This is a genomic window from Thalassotalea sp. Y01, from assembly GCF_012932945.1.
GTDB lineage: Bacteria > Pseudomonadota > Gammaproteobacteria > Enterobacterales > Alteromonadaceae > Thalassotalea_A.
In genome coordinates, this window is sequence record NZ_JABBXG010000006.1 from 47,091 (window position 1) to 64,415 (window position 17,325).

The 17,325-nt window shown below is 43.4% G+C and carries 12 protein-coding genes; 3 read left to right on the plus strand and 9 right to left on the minus strand.

All coding sequences use genetic code 11. The features are described 5' to 3' along the window. The first annotated feature begins 58 nt into the window (after window positions 1–58). Complete coding sequence (locus HII16_RS10165) at window positions 59–445, plus strand: hypothetical protein (protein ID WP_169129880.1); 387 nt, start codon at window positions 59–61, stop codon at window positions 443–445. 59 nt (window positions 446–504) lie between these two features. Here the strand turns inward: HII16_RS10165 and HII16_RS10170 are convergent, their stop codons facing one another. The 8 genes from HII16_RS10170 to sdhC all read right to left on the minus strand — a co-directional run bounded on the left by HII16_RS10170 (window position 505) and on the right by sdhC (window position 12,351). Then, a complete protein-coding gene (locus tag HII16_RS10170) occupies window positions 505–690 on the minus strand; it encodes a DUF2986 domain-containing protein (RefSeq protein ID WP_169129882.1) in 186 nt (61 codons plus the stop codon). Window positions 691–791: 101 nt separating this feature from the next. Continuing rightward, entirely contained in the window at window positions 792–4,340 is a 3,549-nt protein-coding gene (locus HII16_RS10175) for a glycosyl hydrolase (protein ID WP_348981408.1), read from the minus strand. A 258-nt stretch (window positions 4,341–4,598) separates the two neighbouring features. Continuing rightward, window positions 4,599–6,089, minus strand: coding sequence for a 2-oxoglutarate dehydrogenase complex dihydrolipoyllysine-residue succinyltransferase (gene odhB, locus HII16_RS10180; RefSeq protein ID WP_169129884.1), 1,491 nt, complete (start codon window positions 6,087–6,089; stop codon window positions 4,599–4,601). A 25-nt stretch (window positions 6,090–6,114) separates the two neighbouring features. Further along, a complete protein-coding gene (locus tag HII16_RS10185; protein WP_135439907.1) occupies window positions 6,115–8,913 on the minus strand; it encodes a 2-oxoglutarate dehydrogenase E1 component in 2,799 nt (932 codons plus the stop codon). 227 nt (window positions 8,914–9,140) lie between these two features. Then, window positions 9,141–9,851, minus strand: a complete 711-nt coding sequence (locus HII16_RS10190) for a succinate dehydrogenase iron-sulfur subunit (RefSeq protein WP_135439906.1) — start codon at window positions 9,849–9,851, stop codon at window positions 9,141–9,143. Between the two features lie 11 nt (window positions 9,852–9,862). Beyond that, complete coding sequence (gene sdhA / locus HII16_RS10195; RefSeq protein ID WP_135439905.1) at window positions 9,863–11,635, minus strand: succinate dehydrogenase flavoprotein subunit; 1,773 nt, start codon at window positions 11,633–11,635, stop codon at window positions 9,863–9,865. After that, the gene (gene sdhD / locus HII16_RS10200; protein WP_135439904.1) at window positions 11,636–11,983 is read right to left on the minus strand and encodes a succinate dehydrogenase, hydrophobic membrane anchor protein; all 348 of its coding nucleotides are present in this window, start codon (window positions 11,981–11,983) and stop codon (window positions 11,636–11,638) included. Continuing rightward, window positions 11,977–12,351, minus strand: coding sequence for a succinate dehydrogenase, cytochrome b556 subunit (sdhC, locus tag HII16_RS10205; protein ID WP_228445619.1), 375 nt, complete (start codon window positions 12,349–12,351; stop codon window positions 11,977–11,979). The genes sdhD and sdhC overlap by 7 nt, the downstream gene beginning before the upstream one ends. A gap of 515 nt (window positions 12,352–12,866) precedes the next feature. Here sdhC and HII16_RS10210 point away from each other — a divergent pair. Continuing rightward, window positions 12,867–14,156 (plus strand): citrate synthase, encoded by a 1,290-nt coding sequence (locus HII16_RS10210; protein ID WP_169129894.1) that lies wholly within the window; start codon window positions 12,867–12,869, stop codon window positions 14,154–14,156. A 218-nt stretch (window positions 14,157–14,374) separates the two neighbouring features. Further along, window positions 14,375–15,442, plus strand: a complete 1,068-nt coding sequence (locus tag HII16_RS10215; protein WP_169129896.1) for a hybrid sensor histidine kinase/response regulator — start codon at window positions 14,375–14,377, stop codon at window positions 15,440–15,442. 94 nt (window positions 15,443–15,536) lie between these two features. On the opposite strand, the gene HII16_RS10220 is transcribed toward HII16_RS10215, so the two are convergent. Beyond that, entirely contained in the window at window positions 15,537–17,321 is a 1,785-nt protein-coding gene (locus HII16_RS10220; protein ID WP_169129898.1) for a hypothetical protein, read from the minus strand. Window positions 17,322–17,325 lie beyond the last annotated feature (4 nt).

A 17,325-nucleotide genomic window follows, 5' to 3' on the forward strand; every position in this document is an offset into this window, starting at 1 on the left:
AGCGCCTAATATTTAATACAAGTTTATACGTAAATAGCGGTTATAAAAGGAATAAAAAATGAAAAAGCTAAACATTGTCGTTATCGCCTTGTCTGTGCACTCACTGAGTTTTCAAGCTATTGCTGAAGACAAAGAAGCTGCACCAAGCAAAGAAGACGTGGCCGAACAAGTGGCGCGCTGTTATGTCGCACACCAAAAAGCCCAAAGCGACTTTTTTAAAGCCGGTGAAGCAGAAAGTTACAAGCCATTAATGGCCGAATTAATAGGTAAAGATGAGGTTCGGGTAACGTTAAATCGTGCCGACAGCCGTTTTATGAAATTGGTATTTGATAGTGAAAGCAGTAATCAAAACGTTGGTAAAATGGAAATAGAAAGCCAGTGTGGAGATATAGATCAGCAATTGGAAAAGTTGCAAGCCAAAACGCCAGAATCTGAATCCAAATAATGACGGCCTTGGTCTAGCGTTACATGTTTAGCTAGAACAAGGTTTTGACATTAAGACGTTTATTTTTCGCTTGTAGATTGGTCAACATCAGAGCAATCGTCTGTACTTTGCTGCTGTTCAAGCTCCGCTAATCTAGCTCGCTCTGCTTTAGAAACATACTTCGGCTTATTGACTTTATGCAGCTTGGCGTTGGCTTTTTTTTGCTTGGCTAACAAGGTCGACTTTATTTTCTTCTTGCGGTTCATTGTATCTTTGCACTTTCTCTCGGCGCATTGTTGCTGCGCACGGTAAACGAATAGCTTAATTATACTGAACTAAGACGACACATGTTAGCCAAGATCTCAGATTAGTTGACCAAGGTAAAGCTATTGGCTGCAGCAATCACCTCTTTACCATCACTAAAGGTCACCGTGACACTTGTATCGCCGTAGTTATAAACCACGTAAGTTATCACCCCATCGTTACTGAAGGCTATCGCACTCGGATAATTAGCGGTGATGGCATTGGCATCAGAGGTAAGTTGCCCTAACTCTTGCAAAGTATAAATCCAATGATAGGTATGCGCTTTGCTCTCTCCGGCTTCGGTATTATAATTGCTCATCGACTTATAATCGGTAATAGCGGCATCTGCATCCGTCATTGCCCACAAGTTCCACCAGATATCACGCCACTGGTCTTCAATTAAACCAGACGGCTTGCCATTAGACGATTCGGTCAATCCTAACTCAACGTAATCTTGCATGTAATCAGCGTGCAAACCAACGTGTAAAATAAGCGGATTGATTGGCAAGCCTTGAATACCCAAAATGTGCGCGTAGGCTCCACTAAACCAGGTCGAAAACGCCGAGCCTTCGCCCCAAATGATTGAGGTGGTGATTTTATCAAAGCCTGCTGGGAAGTTATTGTCATCACTGCCGGTGTTACGGTAACCATCAATATTGTTCCAATATTGCCAATAACTTGCAGCCGTTGACGCATGTAAGTACATACCCCGCTCTGTGAGCGTATCGTTACCGGTGATCAAACCATATAAGACGATGGCGCCATAGGCATTGGCCGCTTCCGAGGTTGATTCATTGTTGTTACCGCGGGCGAAATTCATATTACCCGATGCCCAAGAAAAACCATTGGCTGGATCAAAGTTACGCAAGTATGGAAACATATCGTCATCCTTGCCACCGGCATAGTCACGGATCAACAATTCAATCATCGGACCGTATTGTTCCGCGCTACACCAATTGGCATCGGTGCGACAAATTTCTGCAGCAGCGCGGATCATATAACCATAATGAAAATGGTGATCATTTAATTGCTGATGAGAGGCAAAAGATTCTTCCAAGGCCAATAACGTTGTCCACTGTTCATCGTAAACAAAATACTTCACTTCATCGAGTGAGTCATTTGTCTCTGCACTAAACCAGTCTGACAATTCTTGTTTAAGCCAATCACGCAAGGCAGTGGCTTCGGTTTGCATATCAATACTGTCGGCTATGGCGATCAGCTCGGCCACCTTACCGTAATTCTTGCCAGACCAATAGGCGTCGGTATGGGTATTCCATTGAGAGCTATCCGTGCTAGTAAAGTCTCTCACTAATTGCTCGAGAGTGGATTTATCAAAAGTATCGTCAATTGACGGTAGCGATGGCAAAACACCAAGAAACGGCAAGGTGTAATCAAAGCTATCGCTTTGCGCGAATTTAATCACCCCACGAGCACTTCTGATTTTATAACTTGATGTGGTTTGCTCTGAATGTTTCCAATGCAACGGATGCAGACCAATGATGGTATCAATATTCTCACCTGCCGTATCCAAATACTTGTGTGTCACCGTCACTTGGTTGTCACTGCGATCAACGCTGTAATCAATTGCAACTTTGGCAACAACATTGCGGGCATATTGATTAAAGTATTCAATCATACTGCTGCTGACACTGGCATCCACATCCGGTAAGTAGGTTAAAGTGAAGGCATTAGCATCATTACTTATTGTGATGGCATCACCATCGGCATTGGTAAAACTGGTATCTGCATCACCGGTGATTAAAAAGTTGTTGTGGTTACCGGCTACGCTTGTCCAAACGCCTAGGGTATTATCTTGGTTATAGAAAATGCCTTTCTCGCCGCTATCTACCGCCTTAGTTTTAATGATGGCTTCGCCTTCATAGACATTAAAATATACATAAGGCGAGCCATGTACTAACGTCGCGTCCATTACCGCGGTGGCACCACTTTGCCACTGCACGGTAACACTGCCGTCACTGTGGTCTTTTAAAAAGGCATCTAGGTCACTGTAGTCAGAATTGGCAATCGCTATGCCATCAAACACTTCACTAAATGGGTCTGGGATGGTGTAACCAAACCCCGTGCTATGGGCAGATAAGCCATTGCCAATCCCCATTATACGAATACCTCGATTGCTAACCCGAGCAATCATTGGATCCGGGGTAATATAAGACGCTTTGTTTGGATCGCCTATGGTCATTTCACCCATAAATGGAATCGAACCCCACCATTTATGGGTTGGAACCGGTTTATTAACTGCGCTTCCGGTGAGTTGTGGTGCCATTTTGGTTGGCTGGCCAACGGGTGTGCCGGTTGCGGTATCACAACCACTAATACCTGGCTCGACGACACCGGCATTGTAAATCCAATTACCGTAGTCATATACACAACGGTAGCTTGCCGGGTTTATGGTGTCTGATACGCTGCCAGCACCATAAGCGGTAATATTGTATTCTACATTCGGTGGGTTTGAACCGTTGCCTTCTTCTGGTGGCTCTTCACCTTCGGTGATACCGGTAAAGCGAATGTTGTCTAACAAAAATACGGTGTTTTTTGCTTGGCTTGCCCAAATCACAATACCGGTATTTACTTGTTTAATATCCAAACCCGCGCCGGTTAATGTCGCCATAGAAACCTCAACGGTTTCCCAGCCGGCACTGCCCTTACTGCCAATCGGTTGATCACCAGACGAGCACGGATATAAACAATCAAGTTTCATGGTGATATTGCTGTCACCACTAACAACTTTGATATCAAAACTTACGCTGCCATTGCTGTAAGCGCTTAAATCGATGGTACCGTCAATAGCAATAAACAATCCTGCTAAGGTATCAGAATTGGCATGGGTAACTTGCAGTACATTTTCGCGCTCACTGTCATTAACAATTTGCCAAGCAATACTTGGGCAACCTGCGCCTTGGTCATTACTGCACTCACCCCAGCCGATGGCCTCGTCAAACGCATTAATGCCGCGATCCCAAATGCTGTTAACAACGCCATCTGAAAACACCATCAAATCGCTTTCTTCTGCAGCGCCTACGACACTCACTGTTCGGCTTACTTGAGCTGTGTTTCCGACGCTATCGGTTGCGCTATATGTCAAGGTATAAGTACCGATATCCGCAGCAACGCTACCTGTTATTTGCACGCTAACGTCACCGTCAACCAAATCAACAGCGGATGCACCTGGTTCATTAAATTGCTCACCTTGATTGATGCTATAAGATTGCTCACCGTTTAACGTGATTTGCGGTGCCAGGGTATCTTTGACAGTTACCGTGCGTGTTGCACTTGCCTCGTTACCTGCGGCATCTTTAGCGTGATAGGTGATGGTGTAGACACCTGCAGCATCATCAACACTGCCGTCAACGGTAACCTCGACATCGCCATCGACTGTGTCACTGGCGCTGGCGCCAGAATCGACATAGTCTGTGCCCTGCTCATGCTGCACCTCGGTGCTACCAACAATGCTGATCACCGGTGCCGTCGTATCGGCTGTGTCTTGATTTTTTTCTTGCGGCTCGGATGAAGATGATGAGCCACTGCCGCCACAGGCTGACAGCATAATACTGATCAAAAAAACGGATAAACTTGATGTTATTTTTGTTTTCACGGTTAGTTCCCAGATGATTTTTCTCTGCCAAATAACGGCAGCATTCATACTCTCCCCAGAATATGCTGTCATCACTTACTTGTTATCGAGACAAACAACAATGTAAGCGCTTACATTTACTTTACAAATGTATCAATTAAATAACAAGCAATTAATCCGTTAATTTAAATTTGCCGATAAAACGTTAATCAACGACATAAAAAAACGCGCTTCGGATTAACCAGAAGCGCGTTTTCAAAATTAGATGATTAATCTAGATTAGACATCCAATAATAGACGTGCAGGATCTTCTAGTAGCTCTTTAATCGTTACTAGGAAACCAACAGACTCTTTACCGTCAATTAGGCGGTGATCATAAGATAATGCTAAGTACATCATTGGACGGATTTCAACTTTACCGTCAATGGCAACTGGGCGGTCTTGAATCTTATGCATACCAAGAATTGCAGTTTGTGGAAGGTTCAAAATCGGCGTAGAGATAAGTGAACCGAATACACCACCGTTAGTGATAGTGAAGTTACCACCTTGCATTTCATCCATGGTTAGCTTGCCATCACGACCTTTAATAGCAAGATCTCTGATGCCATTCTCAATTCCAGCCATGCTCAATGTATCTGCATCACGTAGTACCGGTGTTACCAAGCCACGTGGTGTTGATACAGCAATAGAGATATCAAAGAAGTTGTGATAAACGATGTCATCACCATCAAGAGATGCGTTTACAGATGGGTAACGCTTCAATGCTTCTGTTACCGCTTTCACGTAGAAAGACATGAAACCTAAACGCGTGTTGTGAGTTTTCTCAAACAAGTCTTTATACTGCTTACGAAGATCCATAACCGGCTTCATATCAACTTCGTTAAACGTCGTTAACATAGCGGTTGAGTTTTTCGCTTCCAATAGACGGTTAGCAATGGTCTTACGAAGACGTGTCATTGGTACACGTTTCTGGCTACGATCGCCGGCACCAACAACAGGTGCTGTCGCTGCTGCAGCAGGTGCTTTCGCTGGTGCTGCTTTTGGCGCTTTCGCCGCCGCAAGATGCGCTTCAACGTCTTCTTTGGTGATACGACCACCTTTGCCAGAACCTTTTACTTGGCTCGCTGATAAACCATTTTCGGTCAGTAAACGACGCACAGATGGTGAAGCAATTTCATCACCTGATTCATCTTCACTTGCACTTGGTGCAGCAACTGGTGCAGATACGGCGCCAGCACTTAATTGACCAATAACCTGTTCACCAAGAACAGTTTCGCCTTCAGCAGCAATAATTTTGCCGATGACACCATCTTCTTGTGCAGGTACTTCAAGTACCACTTTGTCTGTTTCAATATCAACAAGGTTTTGATCACGAGTAACCGCTTCACCTTCAGACACATGCCAAGTTGAGATAGTTGCGTCTGCAACTGACTCAGGAAGCACTGGAACAATGATGTCGATTACTTTAGCAGCAGCGGTCGCCGCTGCTGGTGCTGCGTCAGCTTTTGCTGCTGGTGCTTCAGCCGCCGCGTCGCCTGCTGATAACATACCAATAACTTGCTCACCCAGTACGGTAGTACCTTCATCTTCGTTGATGGCAGCGATAACGCCATCCGTTGGTGCAGGTACTTCTAGAACCACTTTATCAGTTTCAATATCAACCAATACTTGATCGCGCTCTACTTTGTCGCCTACTTGTACATGCCAAGTTGCAACGGTCGCGTCTGCTACTGACTCTGGTAAAACTGGAACCTTAATTTCAGTTGTCATTTTTATTCCTTAACAAAAATCTTTTTTAAAGCGTTAACGCATCATGGACTAATGCTTGCTGTTCTTTTACGTGCAAAGACGCGTAACCACATGCCGGAGCAGCAGAAGCCTTACGGCCGGCATAAATAAGAGGAGCAGTGTTACCAATTACATGACGGAAATGATGCTGTGAACAGTACCATGCGCCTTGGTTTTGCGGCTCTTCTTGACACCAAACGAAGTCTTTTACGTTTGGATATTGAGCGATAACGTCTTTTAATTCTGCTTCAGGGAATGGGTATAATTGTTCAACGCGAACAATGGCCACATTCTTCTGTTCGTTCTTACGACGTTGATCTAGTAATTCGTAGTAAACTTTACCCGAACACATAACAACGCGTTCAACATCTTTCGGATTGATTTCATCAATCTCACCGATAACATTGTGGTAACTGCCTTCCGCCAAATCTTCTAGTGAAGATACGGCCAATGGATGGCGAAGTAATGATTTTGGTGACATGACGATAAGTGGACGACGCATAGGACGCACCACTTGTCGACGCAGCATGTTAAATACTTGCGCAGGTGTCGATGGCACACACACTTGCATATTGTGATCAGCACACAACTGCAAGAAACGTTCAAGGCGCGCTGACGAGTGCTCTGGGCCCTGGCCTTCGTAACCGTGCGGTAACAACACAGTCAAGCCACACAAACGACCCCACTTTTGTTCACCAGACGATAAGAATTGATCAAATACCACTTGTGCACCATTCGCAAAGTCACCAAATTGAGCTTCCCAAATGGTTAAACCTGTCGGCTCAGCGGTTGCGTAACCGTATTCAAATGCCAATACTGCGACTTCAGATAATACCGAGTCGTAAACTTCGAACGGGCCTTGATCTTTGCGGATGTGCTGCAACGGCATAAAGGTGCTGGCATCTTCTTGGCCATGCAAAACCGCATGACGATGGAAGAAAGTACCGCGACCTGCGTCTTGACCGGTAATACGAACACGTTCGCCACGGTCAACAATGGTTGCATAAGCTAGGTTTTCTGCAAAACCCCAATCAAGCATTTTTTCGCCGTTCGCCATCTTCTTGCGATCGTCGTAAATCTTTTTAACACGTGATTGTAATTTGTGCTCTTCTGGGTAGTCAGTAATCGCATGGGCTAGACCTTTCAATTTGTCTAGATCAATATTGTGCTCGTACTCATCGTCCCAGTCGTGACCTAAATATGGTGTCCAGTCAACAGAATGCTCTGTCATTGGACGCCACTGTTCTACCGTACACTGACCTTCATCAAGTAATTTACGATAGTAGCTCACAAGTTCTTTATTTTCGCCGTCAGATACGACACCTTCGCCAGCAAGTTGCTCAGCATATAGCTGACGTGGCGTTGGGTGCTTCTTGATTGTTTTATACATCAGCGGCTGTGTTGCACTTGGCTCATCAGCTTCGTTGTGGCCATGACGGCGATAACAAACAAGGTCGATAACCACATCACGTTTAAACTTATTGCGGAAATCAACGGCAATTTGTGATGCAAGAATAACCGCTTCAGGGTCATCAGCATTAACGTGGAAGATTGGTGCCTGTACCATTTTAGCGATATCGGTACAGTATTCTGTCGAACGAGTATCTTCTGGTTTCGAGGTAGTGAAACCAACTTGGTTGTTGACAACGATACGAATCGTACCACCAACCTTGTATGCGCGCGCTTGCGACATATTGAAGGTTTCTTGAACAACACCTTGTCCAGCTACAGCAGAATCACCGTGAATGGTAATTGGCATCACCAAGTCACCTTTGTCGCAATCACGACGATCAAGGCGAGCTCGGACCGAACCGATGACAACCGGGTTAACAATTTCTAGGTGCGATGGGTTAAATGCTAACGCCATGTGCACATTACCACCTGGGGTAACGAAATCTGATGAATAACCTTGGTGATACTTAACGTCACCAGAACCAATTTGATCAACCTTACCAGCGAATTCATCAAATAATTTAGTTGGGTTTTTACCCATAACATTGATCAATACATTCAAACGACCACGGTGCGCCATACCCAATACCACTTCTTTGGTACCGTGTTCACCCGCACGGGTAACGATGTGCTTCAACATCGGAATTAAGCTGTCACCGCCTTCAAGAGAGAAGCGCTTGGCACCTGGGAATTTTGCACCCAAGTATTTTTCAAGGCCATCGGCTGCGATAAGGTCTTTTAAGATTTCTTTTTTCAAATCTTTTGAGAAATCAGCTTGAGAGCGAACAGACTCTAAGCGTTGCTGTAACCAGCGTTTCTCAGTGGTTGATGTGATATGCATATACTCAGCACCAATAGAACCACAGTAGGTTTCTGTTAGTGTTTTATAAATATCACCCAACTTCATTGATTCTTGACCTACCGCCAAAGAACCAACGTTAAATTCTTTTTCAAATTCAGATTTTGACAGATCGTGATGCGATAGTTCCAAATCACGAACGCGCTCACGTTCCCATATATTTAATGGGTCTAAGCGCGCATTTTGGTGTCCACGAAAACGATATGAGTTAATCAATTGCAATACGCGAACTTGCTTGGCATCAGCTTCAGAGCTAACAGCAACATGTTTTACGTTTTGTTTTGCTAATTGACGAAACTCGTCTTGGATCACCGAGTGATTGGTTTCAACCTCAACACCATCTAATTTCGGAAGCTCATCGAAAATCTTGCGCCACTCGTCAGATACCGAGTGAGCGTTTTCAAGATACATTTCATAAAGCTCTTCAATATAAGCAGTGTTATTACCACTTAAATGGGAAGACTCTAACCAAGTCTTCATTACACCTTCTGGCATTGCCTAATCCTATGTATTGGTTACGACCAACAACGCCAACGTCTAATCAAGTGATTAGTCATTGGCCATTTGTTTAAACGAATTGAGAGAAACATATATCTTACGTAAATAACTTTATAAGAAAATGTTATTAGTCAACTCTGTAAAACTAAAATGCCAGGCCCATTTTCATGGGCCCGGCGATATACCGTCATCCACAAGCTCAGCTTGCAGCTTGAGTGGTCTGGTTATACCGCTCGTTGTAACAACATCGATTTAATAGAACCGATGGCTTTTGTCGGGTTTAAGCCCTTAGGACAAACATCGACACAGTTCATGATGCCGTGACAACGGAATACGCTGTATGCATCTTGTAGGTCGTTTAAACGCTCATCGGTTGCCGTATCACGGCTATCGATAAGGAAACGATATGCGTGTAGCAAACCCGCTGGGCCAATAAATTTGTCAGGGTTCCACCAGAACGATGGACATGATGTAGAACAACATGCACATAAAATACATTCGTATAAACCATCCAATTTATCACGCTCTTCAATTGACTGAAGATGCTCACGTGCTGGTTGGTCTTTACCGTCGTTGATCAAGTATGGTTTGATCTTTTCGTATTGCGTATAGAACTGACTCATATCAATGATAAGGTCACGAACGACTGGCAAACCAGGTAGTGGACGAAGAATGATCTTGCTACCTTTAAGCTCTGATAATGGCGTGATACACGCCAAGCCGTTCTTACCGTTCATGTTCAGACCGTCAGAACCACATACACCTTCACGACATGAGCGGCGGAATGAAAGCGTTGGATCTTGCTCTTTTAGAAGCATTAATGCATCCAATACCATCATGTCTGAGCCTTCTGTAATCTCCAGCTCATAATCTTTCATGTAAGGCGCATTGTCTACGTCTGGATTATAACGATAAATCGAAAACTTCTGTTTCATCCTAATGCTCCTTAGTATGTACGTGCTTTCGGTGGGAAAGCATCGCGGTGTACAGGTTTCATGTTAACGTCACGCTTAGACATCTCTTCGTTGTCAGGCGTGTAGATAGAGTGGCATAACCAGTTCTCGTCATCACGATCTAGGAAATCTTCACGAGAGTGAGCGCCACGAGATTCGGTACGGAAATTCGCTGCTTTTGCTGTACAGTATGCGGTTTCCATCAAGTTATCTAATTCTAAACACTCAATACGTTGTGTGTTGAATTCTGAAGACTTGTCTGCAAGGTGAGCGTTTTGTAAACGTTCACGGATTTCAGCCAACTCTTTCATACCTTGAGCCATGGCTTCACCTTCACGGAATACCGAGAAGTTAAGCTGCATACATTGCTGTAGGTCTTTACGAATTTGTACTGGATCTTCACCACCAGTTGAGTTTTCCCAACGGTTGTAACGAGCAAGTGCTTGTTCAAGGTTTGCATCACTTGCATCACGACCTGACTCAGTCTCTGCAAGGTATTTACCAAGGAAGTTACCAGCAGCACGACCAAATACAACAAGGTCAAGTAGTGAGTTACCACCTAGACGGTTTGCACCGTGTACTGATACGTTAGCAATCTCACCTACGGCAAATAAACCTTCGACTACGCTGTCTTCGCCAGTTGCAGGGTTGAATTCAAGTGCCTGACCATTAACGTTACAAGGTACACCACCCATTTGGTAGTGACATGTAGGGATCACTGGGATTGGCTCTTCAGCCGGGTCAACGTGAGCAAACGTTTTAGATAAGTCACAAACGCCAGGTAGACGTAAGTTAAGCGTTTCTGCGCCCAAGTGGTCAAGCTTAAGTTTAATGTGCTTACCAAATTGAGGATGGTCACAACCACGGCCTTCACGAATCTCTGTCATCATTGAACGAGCAACAACGTCACGAGACGCTAAGTCTTTCGCGTTTGGCGCGTAGCGTTCCATGAATCGCTCGCCATCTTTGTTTAGAAGGTAACCACCTTCACCACGACAACCTTCAGTAACAAGTACACCAGCACCGGCGATACCTGTTGGGTGAAATTGCCACATTTCCATGTCTTGCATTTGTACGCCAGCACGAAGTGACATACCAACACCGTCACCAGTGTTGATGTGAGCATTGGTTGTTGATGCGTAAATACGACCTGCACCACCTGTTGCTAATACGGTTGCACGAGCCTTGAAGTACACTACTTCACCAGTTTCGATACAGATTGCCGTACAACCAACAACGTGACCATCGTCGTTTTTAACTAAATCGAGTGCATACCACTCAGAATAAACGTTGGTTTTGTTTTTCACGTTTTGTTGGTACAAACAGTGAAGAAGCGCGTGACCGGTGCGGTCAGCTGCGGCTGCTGTACGAGCGGCTTGCTCGCCACCAAAATTACGTGACTGACCACCGAATGGACGTTGATATACTTTACCTTCTTCTGTACGAGAGAATGGTAAGCCCATATTTTCAAGTTCGATGATCGCTTCAGGACCTGTTTTACACATGTATTCAATAGCGTCTTGGTCACCGATAAAATCAGAGCCCTTAACGGTATCGTACATGTGGTATTCCCAGTTATCTTCATGGGCATTACCCAAAGCAACAGTGATACCACCTTGCGCAGAAACTGTATGAGAACGAGTTGGAAATACTTTAGAAATCAAGGCACAGCTTTTGCCTGATTCAGAAATTGCTAATGCGGCGCGCATACCTGCGCCACCAGCGCCAATTACAATGGCATCAAATTCACGAACTGGAACGCTCACTTATACACCCCACACTGACAATAATACCGCTGCGACATATACAAACAGGGTAATTGTGAATAAAAATTGTAGTACGCCACGCAAGAACACTTGCTTAACGTAATCTGTTAGAACTTGCCAAATACCTATCCATGCGTGGAAAAGTACTGCGACAACAGCAAGAACGGTGAAAATCTTCATGCCAAGATTGGCGAATAGACCGGTCCAGACTTCATAGGTTACTTCTGGTGTTGTTAGAAACCAGCCCAACATAAATACACTGTATAATGCCAAGATAACGGCACTTGCGCGAAGCAGGATAAAATCATGAACACCGCTTCTGCCTAGAGTTGCTGCGTTATTTACCATACCCAAACTCCTGCTAATACTGCTAATACAACCCAAAGAGCAATAGCAAAACGAGCACTTGCTTGGCCTGAGCCTTTCTCTTCAAGATGACCTAAATCCATAATCAAGTGACGAATGCCACCGACAAAATGATATGCAAGGGCGGTAATGATGCCCCAAACAATGAATTTCCCCAGTGCACCAGTAAAACATTCTTTTACTGAGGCGAAACCTTCTGGAGATGAAAGAGACACAGATAGTGCCCAAATTAGGATACCCACGCCAAAAAACATCATCACACCACTAACACGGTGAAGAATAGATGCTTTTGCAGCAGCCGGTAACTTGATTGTTGCTAAATCAAGATTTACAGGTCTTTGTTTATTCACAGTTATCTTGCCTAAAACGTTATTTTCTAACTTAACAAACCAAAGTGCTCTATATTTTCGCCTATGAAAAAGCAAAAATGTAGTGAACTTTAGAAACAGTTCTTGAACGACATTGATCCGCATGAGCATGCTTTTTAAATATTTTTACCCAATTTTGGATCGTGGGGATTATATATATCTGCACTAAGAATTACAATTTAATCGACTCTTTTATTAAACTTTGTTAGAGTATTTGCACAAATTTCACGCAAAAGTATAATTTTCTAGCGATTTGTACACTTTTGAATTGACTTTGCACCCTGCTTTTAGAGTAGAATAGCCGTCAATTTTTCGTCGCTGATTATCGACAGAAAATGCATATCGAATGCATAACAATTGATTTACATCATTTTTAAGCGCTGTTTATCTGTTTATTATCGAATAAATATTGTGCGCTAGTTCCTTGGCAAAAACGTACAGGGATCGATAATCCGCAAATTAAGACAAATAAAACTTAAGAATATAGAGGAAGAACTATGGCTGAGAACAAAGCCACTCTGAGCGTAAACGGCGAAGAGATCGCAGAACTACCGGTATTATCGGGTACCGCTGGCAACGATGTAATTGATATTCGCGCTTTAGGAAGTGCTGGATACTTCACTTACGATCCAGGCTTTTTAGCTACAGCTTCTTGTGAATCAGAAATCACCTTTATCGACGGCGGCAAAGGTGTATTACAACACCGTGGTTATGCTATCGATGATTTAGCAAAGAATGCCGATTACTTAGAAACCTGCTATCTCCTTCTAAATGGCGAAGCGCCGAGCCAAGAAGAATACGATCACTTTGTATCAATCATTACTAACCACACTATGGTGCATGAAAAACTGGCGAACTTTTTCCGCGGTTTCCTACATGACGCTCATCCAATGGCGATGGTTTGTGGTGTTGTTGGTGCGCTTTCATCTTTCTATCACTCAGATCTAGACATTGCAAATCCTGCAGCTCGTAAACGTTGTGCGCATCGCTTAATCGCGAAAATGCCAACCATCGCTGCAATGGCATATAAGTACAGTTTAGGTCAGCCATTCGTATACCCACGTAATGACTTGTCTTACGCAGAAAACTTCTTGCACATGATGTTCTCGGTACCTGCAGAAGAATATAAAGTTAACCCTATCCTTGCTAACGCGATGGATCGTATCTTTATTCTTCACGCCGACCACGAGCAAAATGCTTCAACGTCTACTGTACGTCTAGCGGGCTCTTCAGGTGCTAACCCTTATGCCTGTATTTCTGCTGGTGTTGCGTCACTATGGGGCCCTGCTCACGGTGGTGCTAACGAAGCGTGTTTGAACATGCTTGAAGAAATTGGCGACGTTAGCAAGGTTGACGAATTCGTTGCTCGTGCAAAAGACAAAAACGACCCATTCCGTTTAATGGGCTTTGGTCACCGTGTTTATAAAAACTTTGATCCACGTGCAACCGTAATGCGCGAAACATGTCACGAAGTTCTTAATGAGCTAGGTATCGAAGATCCATTACTTGACGTTGCTATGGCATTAGAGAAAGTTGCTCTAGAAGACCCATACTTCATCGAGAAGAAGCTTTACCCTAACGTAGATTTCTACTCAGGTATTATTCTTAAAGCGATTGGTATTCCAACCAACATGTTCACCGTAATTTTCGCTCTATCTCGCACGGTAGGCTGGTGTGCACATTGGGATGAAATGTTAAGCCAACCTGGCCAAAAAATTGGTCGTCCTCGTCAAAACTACACTGGCGAACTTAACAGAGAATTTAACCCACTGGATCGCCACGAGTAATTCAGGGTTTACCCAACATAAAAGCCAGCAGTACGCTGGCTTTTTTATTGCCTGAAATTTAATCCTTACCAGAGGAGCTAAACGACTTTATCAATTTGTTACAGGCTAAGCAGAAAACCCGTTATTACAGGGTAAACATTTGCTTTATTTAGATTTTCGCCATAGATTTAAACTAATTAAAACCCCGTAAAATAACGACACATAGGCGAAACAAAAGCGTGAGCGAAGAGAGAAAGCATACCATTTTGGTTGTTGATGATGAGCCAGGCAATATTGATCTGGCGTCAGCCCTGCTAAAGGAAAAGTACAAAGTTAAAGCGGCGACAAACGGTAAAGTTGCCTTAAAAATTGCTCAAGCGGACAATAATATCAGTCTGATTTTATTAGACATTATGATGCCCGAGCTTGACGGGTATGAGGTTTGTGAACGACTTAAAGCAGATCCTGCTACGCAAAACATACCGGTTATATTCCTTACCGCCAAATCAGAAATCGCTGACATTACCCGCGGCTTTCAACTCGGTGCTGTTGATTACATTACCAAGCCTCTCAAACCAGAAATTCTCAAAGCACGAGTGCGCACCCATATTAGCTTAAGGCAAAGCCAAATCGCACTCGAAAAGCAAGTCGAAACCTTAAATGAAAACATGCATTTACGCGAAGATATTGAAAACTTAACGCGGCATGATTTAAAAGGCCCGCTTGGGGTCATTCTATTTGAAACACCGAAAATAGAAAATCGAGAAATTGCCGATTCAATAGAAGAGTCAACCAACAATGTTCTTAACATGCTCAATAACACCCTAGATGTGTTTAAAATTGAACGAGGCACCTACCCATTTAGCCCTGATATGGTTGATTTAAATGCCTTGGTTAATAAAGGCATTAAGGCGGTGAGTCGCCTTGCCAGTAAAAAGAACATCTCATTTAATGTTGAGTCTACGCACCATAACACCTATATCGACGCTGAAGAGCTGTTGTGTTTATCGATATTTAATAACCTGATCAAGAACGCAGTTGAAGCGTCACCAGACGGTGAAAGCATCTACATCCATATAAGCGAGCAAGGTGAAAGCGTTGAGTTTCGTATGAAAAACACCGGCGCTATTCCACCAGAGTTACGCGGTAACCTATTCGAGAAATATTCCTCATCAAACCATTTACGCGGTTCTGGCTTAGGCGCCTACTCCGCTAAACTGATGACCGAAGCACAAAACGGCAGCATAGCGTTTAATATCATTGATGAAACCTACACTGAGTTTATCGTCAAAATGCCAGCGTACTAACGCAACTAGCTGCACTAAACTCATTTAAAAACTCAATTAAAGACATTAAAAAAAGCGCTCATAGAGCGCCTTTTGTGTGTTACATCATAGTGATTTAGAAGTCTTCATGTTGACGCACATGTTGCCATGTTTCGCCTAAATCGTTTGATTGATATATATCGCTACTTACCCCTTCACAACTGACAACCAATGCGTCGGTGACTTCGGTGATAATGCTGCGGCAATATTTCGCAGGTAATTGCAACTCAGTTCGTTGCCAATTAGCACCGCCATCAAGGGTCTTAATGATTTCATATTTGGTTTCTTTTGGTCCTGTCCAAAAATCATAACCAGAAAACGCTACGATACTTAGCGCTTCTTTCTCGCCGTAAAACCAGGGATAAGAGACAAAACTAAAGCTCTCTTTTTTGATTTTTACTTTTGTCTTATCTTTCATGCAGGACTTGGTTTTCATTGCATAACCTTCAGGACATGTTCTGATACTGTCCTGGATCATGACTTTGCTGCCGCTATTTGCGTCAAAGTAATAAATGCTTGGTTGGCCTGTCCAAGACCAATACCCAGCTTGTTCAACGAAAATGGTATTTTTACCAGCAGTATATTGCGTCGCAAAAGTCTCATTGATGCCGATTTTTTCAAGAATATTCCAATCTTCATCGATAACGAATTGATCTTGTGTTCCTTCTGAAAACACGCTCAATTCACGTTTATAACCGCGGCTGATCTCAACATACTTTTTACCATCTTTAGTCGCCGTTCGAACGCCTAAGATTTTAGTTCGTTTAGACTTCTTCTTTTTCTTCTTTTTCTTATCGATGTCTTCTTGAACGATTACGTCATTGCCATCAGCATCACGCCAGCCTTTATTGACCGCATAACTGCGAACAACTTGCCATTGAAACTCGTCATTGCTGAAACCACCTTGCAATACCTTCATTTGCTTGTCGTCATATGTAAGTAACTCAAAGCGGTTATTTTGCAAACTATTGATTTCGCTAATGCGTAGATTTTGAGTTAAAGATACGTCTTGCCACTCATCATCCTCTGCCGCTTTAAAGAACAATCGCCCTTCATCACCACCAATCAGGATGTCGCCGCTGTCATTGTCAGCAATGGCATGCAAATCGTTGTTACTATCAACCGCTTCTAGTTGCCATTCACCATCGTCTGTTCGGACCAATAACACACCCAGTTTGGCTAACATATAGAAATCACCGTTAGCAGTTAAATATTGTTTATTAAACGCCAAAGGGTTTTGTGCGATTGACGAATACAGTGAAAAACGTTCCTCTTCTGCGTCGTCTTCATCCCAGCCTAAAACCTCTTTATTGATATCGATAAACGGAAAATATTTAATCAGGCTTTCACCCGCTTGTTGATCGGCGATACGTGATAACACGTTTAAAAATCTATCACCGTCTGGTTTAGGGTAATAAATAATGATCCCTAAGTCCGTTACTTGATTCGCTTTAACATCGAATGTACCAAACTCAATATCGGCTCCGGCACCGCGTATAAAATAATAATCACCTTTGACAAAAAATGAACGAATATCAGATAAGCTATAACTGCCGGCATTCACCGCAGAGGCAAAAATGGTGCTATTTGTGGTTGCTGGTAGCAAAGACTCTAAGCGTTGATATTTAACTTTTTTTGACTCATTCACATTCTTCGGTGCAATGGTTATAAAGTTATATGGTAGTGGGTAAGCACTGGTATTGATGATTTGTACAGTAACAACACCTTGGTTTTCCGCAATCGGTGTTTTTGCGGTCAAGGGTTCTACCAGATCAACATTACTGGTAACGCAACCAGTAGCCATAAACAAGCAGGTCAGACCGATAAGTGCTGGTCTGATGAAAGAAACAAAGTGCGTCATAAAT